The organism is Terrabacter sp. 2YAF2 (assembly GCF_052114705.1).
Taxonomy (GTDB): domain Bacteria; phylum Actinomycetota; class Actinomycetes; order Actinomycetales; family Dermatophilaceae; genus Terrabacter.
In genome coordinates this window covers 1-6,803 of sequence record NZ_JBFRFG010000041.1, presented here as the reverse complement: position 1 = coordinate 6,803, position 6,803 = coordinate 1, and the positions used below count along the sequence as shown (strand labels likewise).

Genomic DNA, 6,803 nt, shown 5'->3' with positions numbered 1-6,803 from the left:
CCTTTCGACTGTCACGAGGCGGCCACACGTGGCCTCTCGACGGTTGAAGGGGAGGGGGAGGGGAGAGGGGGAGGGGGATCAGACGGGGGTGGTGGGGGTGGTGCCGCGCTCGATCTCGGCGATGACGTCGGCGTCCTCGTCATCCTCGTGGTCGAAGCTGACCTCCGAGTCGTACTCGCCCGTGACGAGGTAGACGACGCGGCGGGCCACCGACACGGCGTGGTCCGCGAACCGCTCGTAGTAGCGGCCGACGAGGGTCAGGTCGAGGATCGAGCTGCGCGACCACGACGTGTTCTCGTCGAGCAGCGCCGCGAAGAGCTCGCGGTGGAGGTCGTCCATCGCGTCGTCGTCCTTCTCGAGCGCGATGGCCGCGGCGACGTCCTTGCTCGCGATGATCGACCCGCACTTGGCGACGATCGCCTCGGCGACCTGGCCCATCTGGAGGATGTGGGAGCGCAGCTCCGGCGGCACCGCGGACTCGGGCGTGCGCAGCCGGGCGACCTTGGCGACGTGCCGGGCGAGGTCGCCCATCCGCTCCAGGTCCGAGCTCATGTGCATCGCCGTGACGACGATGCGCAGGTCGGTCGCGACAGGCTGCTGGCGCGCGAGCAGGTCGATCGACAGCTCGTCGAGCTCGATGCGGATGTCGTCGAGCTTGCGGTCGGCCTCGATGACCGACTCCGCGAGATGGACGTCGGCGTCGAGCAGAGCGGTCGTGGCGCGGGAGATGGCCGATCCTGCCAGCCGGGTCAGCTCGACGAGCTGGTCCGAGATCGTGTCGAGGTCCTCGTGGAACTGGTCGCGCATGGTCTTCCTGTCAGTTGCCGGTCGTGCGTCGTCGTCCGTGCTCGTGCCGCCTCGCCGCGTGCCGCCCGTGTCACGGGTCGATGGCACGAGGGCCAGCCTGCCACTCCGCGACGCGCGCGGAACGGCATACGAGCGGGGTGTCACGTCCCCGCTGGTGCAGAGGCTCGCAGGGCTGCGTGAATGCGTGGGTACGTCGAGGTGAACAGTGGGTTCGCGATCCGCGTGACCGGAGCGCGTGTGGTCAGAGCCTCGCGGACGGATGCGTACGCTGAGTGTCGTGGATCCGACAACCGCGGCAACGCTCGGTGGCATCGCCGGCCTCGCCCTCGGCGGCGTGGCGATGGTCGCCGTGCGACTGTCGGACCGATCGACGGGGGCGGAGCAGGCCGTTCCCGCTGACCCGCCGCTGCCCCCCGGCGTCGGCGAGGTCATCGCGGTCCTGCGCTCGAGCGGCATCCTCGTCGACTCCTCGGACCGGGTCGTCAACAACTCACCCGCGGCCGTCGCGCAGGGACTCGTGCGCGGCCAGGAGCTCGTGCACCCCGAGCTGCTCCACCTGGCCCGTGCCGTGCGCCGCGACGGGATCATCCGCGAGGCCGAGCTGACCCTGCAGAAGGGCCTCGGGGACGGCCGCCTCGTCGTGGCCGCCCGCGTCGCGCCCCTCGGCGCCGACCACGTGCTGCTGCTCGTCGAGGACCGATCCAAGGCGGCCCGCGTCGAGGAGATCCGGCGTGACTTCCTCGCCAACGTCAGCCACGAGCTGAAGACCCCCGTCGGCGGCATCTCGCTGCTCGCCGAGGCCGTGCTCGACGCGCACGACGACCCCGAGGCGGTCGCGCGCTTCGCCAAGCGGATCAGCGTCGAGTCCGACCGGCTGACCCGTCTGGTCAAGGAGATCGTCGAGCTGTCCCGCCTCCAGGGCGCCGACGTCGTCAAGGACCCGACGCTCATCGACGTCGGCGCGTGCGCCCGCGACGCCGCCGACCGCAGCCGCCTCATCGCCGACGAGCACCGCATCGAGCTCGTCACGGCGATCGACGAGGGCTGCGAGTTGTGGGGCGACGCCGACCTCGTGACGACCGCCATCAGCAACCTCATCGGCAATGCCATCGCCTACTCCGACAGCGGCACGCGCGTCGGCGTCATGGTGCGCCGCGGCCGCGCCGGCGTCATCGACGTCTCCGTCACCGACCAGGGTCTCGGCATCGCGCCCGACGAGCAGCAACGCATCTTCGAGCGCTTCTACCGCGTCGACACGGCGCGCTCGCGTGCGACCGGTGGCACCGGCCTCGGCCTCGCGATCGTCAAGCACGTGGCCGACAACCACGGTGGCAACGTGTCGGTCTGGTCCGAGCCCGGGCGCGGGTCGACCTTCACCATCGAGCTGCCCGCCGCCCACGCCCCCAGAGCGATCGAGCCCGCCGAGCCCGACGTGCCGAGCACGTATGCCGCCCTGCCGCGCGACGCTGGCGCCGCCCCGTCCGTGAGCGCCTGAGCGCCTGAGCCCGACCGACCCCAGCTGAGCAACCCGCCAGCCCACGCTGGCCGACCCCGAGAGGCCCCGTCTTGAGCCGCATTCTCATCGTCGAGGACGAGGTGTCGTTCTCCGACCCGCTGTCCTACCTGCTGAAGAAGGAGGGCTACGACGTCGCCGTGGCCGAGACCGGGCCGGACGGTCTGGCCGAGTTCGACAAGAACGGCGCCGACCTCGTCCTGCTCGACCTCATGCTGCCGGGTCTCTCCGGCATCGACGTCTGCCGCGCTCTGCGTCAGCGCTCGTCGGTGCCGGTCATCATGCTGACCGCCAAGGACAGCGAGATCGACAAGGTCGTCGGCCTCGAGATCGGCGCCGACGACTACGTCACCAAGCCCTACTCGAGCCGCGAGCTGCTCGCTCGCGTCAAGGCCGTGCTGCGCCGTCTCGCCGAGCCGGAGGACCTGCTCCCGTCGACGCTCGAGTCGGGACCGGTGCGGATGGATGTCGAGCGCCACACCGTCAGCGTGCAGGGCCGGTCGGTGTCCCTGCCGCTCAAGGAGTTCGAGCTGCTCGAGATACTGCTCCGCAACTCCGGGCGCGTCCTGACCCGCATGCAGCTCATCGACCGCGTCTGGGGCAGCGACTACGTGGGCGACACGAAGACGCTCGACGTCCACGTCAAACGCCTTCGAGCCAAGATCGAACCCGACCCGGCGAACCCGGTCCACATCGTCACCGTGCGCGGCCTCGGCTACAAGTTCGAGGCCAGCTGAGCCGAACGGCCACGACGCCGACGACGTGGGGCGCGCTCACGGCATACGTCATCGGCGGCCACCACACCCACGAACGAACGATGACCGGCCCTCCCCGCGGGGTGGACCGGTCATCGTGGCGTCGCGGGTCAGCTGCCGGTGGGCGCCGGGGTGACCGTGGAGTAGTAGTTCTGCGGGGTCAGCACCGGAGCCTTGACGACGGCCGTGCCGCCGGTGCTCGACGTGACGACCAGCGGCTGGAGACCCCCGGGCTTGGTCGTGACGGCGCTCAGCTGCAGGCCCTTCGTGGCGAGGTTGACCTGCTCGTGCGGACGCAGCTGCACCTCGGAACCGGAGGGTGGCGTCGTCGCGTTGGGGTCGGGCTGCGCGGCGATCTGGACCGTCATGTCCTGCTCGCCGAGGTTGGTCGCCGACCCGGAGATGACGACGGTGCCGGTGCCGTCACCGACGAGCACGAGGTCACGCAGCGCGAGGTGGCCCACGTCGGCCTGGACGCCGTCGGCGGGGAGGTAGGCGACGTTCGTCTGGACGGGAGAGTTGACCTGGCACCCGGTCGTGGCGAGGGCGAGGGCCACTCCGGCGAGAACCGTCGACACTCTGCGGGTGGACGGGCGACGCGCGGGGGCCGGGGCGTGGATTCGACGGTTCACGGGCGACAGCCTACCGGCGGGCGCGCCGAGGGGCCGGGGTACCCGCCGCGGCGGCGTGGACGGCGGTGTGGCGGGCTCCGGTCGGGCTCGGACGAGGCTGCTGTCACGCCGACCGGTGCGGCTGCTGATGCATGCCAGTACGGGTTCTGTCAAGACGTCAACTGTCGGCTTCTGCTCCTCGACTATGGCTCTGACCTGCGACGATGCGGGTTCCTGAGATCGCGATGTGCCTTGATGCGTGATATTCTGGAGGTCGCGAAAGGGGAAAACAGCAGATGGTTTTCAAGGTCGGCGAGACGGTCGTGTACCCCCACCACGGGGCTGCACTGATCGAAGAGATCAACACACGAACGATCAAGGGAGAGGACAAGCTCTACCTGAAGCTCAAGGTCGCTCAGGGTGACCTGACGATCGAGGTCCCCGCCGAGAACTGCGACCTCGTGGGTGTCCGCGACGTCGTGGGCCAGGAGGGTCTGGACCGGGTGTTCGAGGTCCTGCGCACCCCGCACACCGAGGAGCCGACCAACTGGTCGCGCCGCTACAAGGCGAACCTCGAGAAGCTCGCGTCGGGCGACGTCATCAAGGTCGCCGAGGTCGTTCGTGACCTGTGGCGTCGTGATCAGGACCGTGGTCTGTCGGCCGGCGAGAAGCGCATGCTCGCCAAGGCCCGCCAGATCCTCGTCTCCGAGCTCGCGCTCGCGGAGAAGACCAACGAGGAGAAGGCTGAGACCATCCTCGACGAGGTCCTCGCTTCCTGATTCGAGCGAGATCCTGAACAACGAGACCGGAGCCGGTCGCGTCGGCGTCATCGTCGTCGCGGGCGGCTCCGGTTCGCGTCTGGGGGCCGGTGTCCCCAAGGCGTTCGTGCCCCTCGCCGGGGTGCCCCTGCTGGGGCACGCCCTGCGGGGGGTTCTCTCGTGCGCCGCAGTGTCCGAGGTCGTCGTCGTGGCTCCCGCCGCCCACCGGGGTGACGCCGAGGCCCTGGCCGAGGGCGTATGCCGTGAGCTCAAGTCGGCCGCGCCCGTGACTGTCGTCGTGGGCGGGGCCGAGCGAGGCGACTCCGTCGCAGCCGGTCTCGGCGTGCTCGGCGACGACGTCGAGATCGTCCTCGTCCACGACGCGGCCCGGTGCCTGACGCCCGTCGACGTCTTCGACCGCGTCGTGGCTGCCGTGGCGGCCGGAGCCGTGGCGGTCGTGCCGGGCGCTGCCGTCGTCGACACCATCAAGCAGGTCGACGAGGACGGCTTCGTCGTGAGCACGCCCGAGCGTGCGGCCCTGCGCGCGGTGCAGACGCCCCAGGGCTTCCGGCGCGACGTGCTGGAGCGGGCGCACGCCGTCTCGAGCGAGGCGACCGACGACGCGGGTCTCGTCGAGCGTCTCGGCGAGCGGGTCCTCGTCGTCGAGGGCGATCCGCGGGCCCTCAAGGTGACCACCCCGGCCGACCTCGACGCCGCCGCCCGTCTCCTCACCGCCACCTGACCCACACCGCACCCTCGCCCCCACCCCCGTTCGATGTATTCGCGCGGGCTCTGGACCGCGCGAATACATCGAACCGGCAGCGCCTATTGTCGGCAGCGTGACCGATGCGACGACCCCCGCCCAGTCCCGACCCCTGGCCCTGATCACCGGTGGCGGCACCGGCATCGGGGCGGCCATCGCGAGGCGCCTGGCGCGCGACGGGTTCGACGTGGTCGTCGCCGGTCGCCGCCGCGAGAAGCTCGACGAGGTCGTCGCCGACATCGAGGAGTCCGGCGGCTCGTCCCGGGCGATCGTCATGGACGTCACCGACCCGGAGTCGGTGCGGACGGGCGTCGGCTCACTGGCGCGGTGCGACGTCGTCGTCAACAACGCGGGTGGCGCAATCGGCGTGACGCGGGTCGAGGACGGGGACCCCGAGGAGTGGGAGCGGATGTACGCGACGAACGTCGTCGGCACGCTGCGGGTCACGCAGGCCGCGTTGCCGCTGCTGCGCCGCTCCGCGCGAGCGACGATCGTCGACATCAGCTCCATCGCCGGTGAGCGGGTCTACGAGGGCGGCGGCGGCTACGTCGCGGCCAAGCACGGCACGTCCGTCGTCTCCGAGACCCTGAGGCTCGAGCTCAACGGCGAGAACATCCGGGTCGTCGACATCCGGCCCGGCATGGTGCACACCGAGGAGTTCTCGCTGACGCGACTGCACGGCGACCGGGCCGCCGCCGACAAGGTCTACGACGGGGTCGACCGTCCGCTCGTGGCCGACGACGTCGCGGAGTGCGTCGGCTTCGTCGTCGGTCTGCCGCAGCACGTCAACATCGACACCATGGTCATCAAGCCCGTGGCCCAGGCCGCCCCGCACAAGCTCCACCGGGGCCCGATCGACTGGAAGGACGCCCGGTGACGGCCTTCCCCCTGGTCGGCGTCGGGGTGGACGTCCACGCCTACGCAGCGGACGGGTCGGACCGCGAGCTCTGGGTGGCGGGGCTGTTCTGGTCGGGGGAGCGCGGTCTCGACGGGCACTCCGACGCGGACGTCGCCGCCCACGCCGCCTGCGACGCGATCTTCTCGGCCGCGGGCATCGGTGATCTCGGCGCCCACTTCGGCACGTCGCGTCCCGAGCTCGAGGGAGCCTCGGGCGTCACGCTGCTCGCCGAGGCGGCTCGGCTCGTCCGCGAGGCCGGCTTCGAGATCGGCAACATCGCCGTCCAGGTGATCGGCAACCGACCGAAGGTCGGCACGCGACGCGCCGAGGCCGAGGCTGCCCTGTCCGAGGCCGCGGGCGCCCCGGTGTCGGTGAGCGGCACGACGACGGACGGCCTCGGACTCACCGGCCGCGGCGAGGGCGTAGCCGCCATCGCGACGTCGCTCGTCTTCCCCGCCGGGAGCTGATGACCACCCGGAAGTCGAGTGCTCAGTTTCCTGCCGGGTGGTTTCTAGCGACGGTCGCAACACTTCCTAGTGTTCGGGGTCGTGAAGATGTCGTCTCGTCGTGTCAAGAAGGGGCCGGGGCGTCGCCCGCAGTCGGCCAAGCGTCAACGGTTCATGGAGCTGCGCGAGCGGGGGTGGAGTGTCCTGGCGGCCGCACGCGAGGTCGGCGTGTCCCGTACCGCGGGGAACAAC

8 protein-coding genes and 1 pseudogene are annotated in these 6,803 nt (G+C 70.9%); 7 read left to right on the top strand and 2 right to left on the bottom strand.

Annotation, left to right across the window (positions count from 1 at the left end; translation table 11 throughout):
• Nucleotides 1–78: 78 nt before the first annotated feature.
• Nucleotides 79–807 carry a phosphate signaling complex protein PhoU gene (gene phoU, locus AB4030_RS22235; protein WP_442281377.1) on the bottom strand — a complete coding sequence of 243 codons (729 nt, stop codon included), beginning with the start codon at nucleotides 805–807 and terminating at the stop codon, nucleotides 79–81.
• A gap of 277 nt (nucleotides 808–1,084) precedes the next feature.
• Between phoU and AB4030_RS22230 the strand changes: the two genes are divergently transcribed.
• Together AB4030_RS22230 and AB4030_RS22225 are read left to right on the top strand one after the other, a co-directional pair.
• Nucleotides 1,085–2,302: a sensor histidine kinase gene (locus tag AB4030_RS22230; protein WP_442281376.1), complete on the top strand. Its 1,218-nt coding sequence runs from the start codon at nucleotides 1,085–1,087 to the stop codon at nucleotides 2,300–2,302.
• 71 nt (nucleotides 2,303–2,373) lie between these two features.
• The gene (locus AB4030_RS22225) at nucleotides 2,374–3,057 is read left to right on the top strand and encodes a response regulator (protein WP_442281375.1); all 684 of its coding nucleotides are present in this window, start codon (nucleotides 2,374–2,376) and stop codon (nucleotides 3,055–3,057) included.
• A 128-nt stretch (nucleotides 3,058–3,185) separates the two neighbouring features.
• On the opposite strand, the gene AB4030_RS22220 is transcribed toward AB4030_RS22225, so the two are convergent.
• Nucleotides 3,186–3,707: a hypothetical protein gene (locus AB4030_RS22220; RefSeq protein ID WP_442281374.1), complete on the bottom strand. Its 522-nt coding sequence runs from the start codon at nucleotides 3,705–3,707 to the stop codon at nucleotides 3,186–3,188.
• Nucleotides 3,708–3,982: 275 nt separating this feature from the next.
• Here AB4030_RS22220 and AB4030_RS22215 point away from each other — a divergent pair, with 275 nt between their 5' ends.
• From AB4030_RS22215 to AB4030_RS22195, 5 genes and pseudogenes are all read left to right on the top strand, one after another.
• A complete protein-coding gene (locus AB4030_RS22215; protein ID WP_142176769.1) occupies nucleotides 3,983–4,465 on the top strand; it encodes a CarD family transcriptional regulator in 483 nt (160 codons plus the stop codon).
• 10 nt (nucleotides 4,466–4,475) lie between these two features.
• A complete protein-coding gene (gene ispD, locus AB4030_RS22210) occupies nucleotides 4,476–5,186 on the top strand; it encodes a 2-C-methyl-D-erythritol 4-phosphate cytidylyltransferase (protein WP_442281378.1) in 711 nt (236 codons plus the stop codon).
• A 97-nt stretch (nucleotides 5,187–5,283) separates the two neighbouring features.
• Complete coding sequence (locus AB4030_RS22205; protein ID WP_442281373.1) at nucleotides 5,284–6,084, top strand: SDR family oxidoreductase; 801 nt, start codon at nucleotides 5,284–5,286, stop codon at nucleotides 6,082–6,084.
• Nucleotides 6,081–6,572, top strand: a complete 492-nt coding sequence (gene ispF, locus AB4030_RS22200) for a 2-C-methyl-D-erythritol 2,4-cyclodiphosphate synthase (RefSeq protein WP_442281372.1) — start codon at nucleotides 6,081–6,083, stop codon at nucleotides 6,570–6,572. Before AB4030_RS22205 ends, ispF begins: the two co-directional genes overlap by 4 nt.
• 87 nt (nucleotides 6,573–6,659) lie before the next feature.
• Nucleotides 6,660–6,803: pseudogene (locus tag AB4030_RS22195) on the top strand (IS30 family transposase); the annotation flags it as partial.